The following is a 1,412-nucleotide window of genomic DNA, read 5'->3' on the forward strand; positions in this document are numbered from 1 at the left end:
CAATGTCGTTTAGTTAAGGCCATGTCATAATTTTTTATAGTTCATTGGGTATTGTTTCCTTGGTTTGTGTGGTCTGGGCATTGATCGTTTAGGTCTTATAATCTCTCTGGTTTTAGCCACTATGTCGTCAAATGCTTCTAGTGCTTTTTTATATTCTTTCCTTATAAATACAGCAATAAGTGTCTCTCTTGTCATAGCAACTGCGCTTGTTCTATTAATTTTTTGATCGTGTTTTCGCTTGTCGTCTGCTTTATATTCTGCTCTAACTTTTTCTTCAATCGGATGTGCATAAGCCGCACAAAGGGTTAGTAAAAACATCTTGGCATAAAAATCTTGGCGTACTGCTTTGGCAGTTTTACCTGAAAAATTCTCAACTTCAACCCTACTCTTTAACATTTTATAGGCTTCTTCTTCGTTCCAGCGATAATGATACAATTCTTGAAAATCATCATAAGGATACTTTTCAAAATCGGTCAATGAGGTGCATAAAATCTCAGTTTCTCCTGTTTCTAAAACAATTTTTAACAGCCTGCATTTAATTGTTGCTTCTTGATATTGTGGATAATCACTTAGCAAATTCTTATCTTTAGCGGGTAATTTAAAACTAACAAAATCTTCATTTTTGCCGCTTTTTTTGAAAGCTTTTAATTCTAACCACCAATCCTCTTTCATACGAGCACAAAAATGAACTCCTTTTGCCATGAGCTGAAAAAACAAAGCTTTGCTGGGATAACCACGATCCATTAAAAGCAAGTCGTCGGGTTTTAAATATTCTAAATGCTTGCTTAATAACTCTTTTTCACTTGTTCTATAACAGTCTATTTGTGAATCTATGGCAACTAAATTAAGAACATCATAAAGTACAGATGCACGAGCAATAGAACGTTCTTTATCGGCTTTAGGTCCAAATTTATGAACACCAAACTCGTCTTTTATACTCTGGTGATTCGGAAGCATAAGTGTCGTACCATCTACGGCTAAGGTTCTCATTCCGTGCCAAGTGTAAACTAAATTTTGCTCATAAAAAGTATCTATTGCAACTTGGTTTAATCGTTTAAAAGCCTCTGGATTCAGCTTGGCTCTTGCCTGTGTAAAAGCACCTTTGGTAACTTTTCGGATAGAAAAATCACTCTTATCCATGCTTTTGTAAAATCTATCTAAATCTCGCTGAACTGAACTTGCTGAAGACATGATTAAAACTATTAAATTTTTAAGATTTAATTTTCTGTTTCTACTAAATACCCCTTTAAGGCCGTCTTTTGAACGGCTCGTAAACTCTTCTTTATCAAGTCCATAGCTTATATTTGATGTTAATTTTACACGACTATCTTCATTTAAGGTATCATTTGGGTTACCCCATATATACCCTTGCAATATACAACTATATAAACTAATATCAAAACTAAATAACT

General features: G+C 34.1%; 1 protein-coding gene. It reads right to left on the bottom strand.

The genetic code is table 11. From position 1 onward, the window contains the following. Positions 1-24: 24 nt before the first annotated feature. Positions 25-1,412: IS4 family transposase (locus B0A58_RS09360; RefSeq protein ID WP_133063114.1), on the bottom strand; the 1,388-nt coding region annotated here is incomplete at its 5' end.

Source organism: Flavobacterium branchiophilum NBRC 15030 = ATCC 35035 (genome assembly GCF_002217205.1).
In the GTDB taxonomy this organism is placed as follows: domain Bacteria; phylum Bacteroidota; class Bacteroidia; order Flavobacteriales; family Flavobacteriaceae; genus Flavobacterium; species Flavobacterium branchiophilum.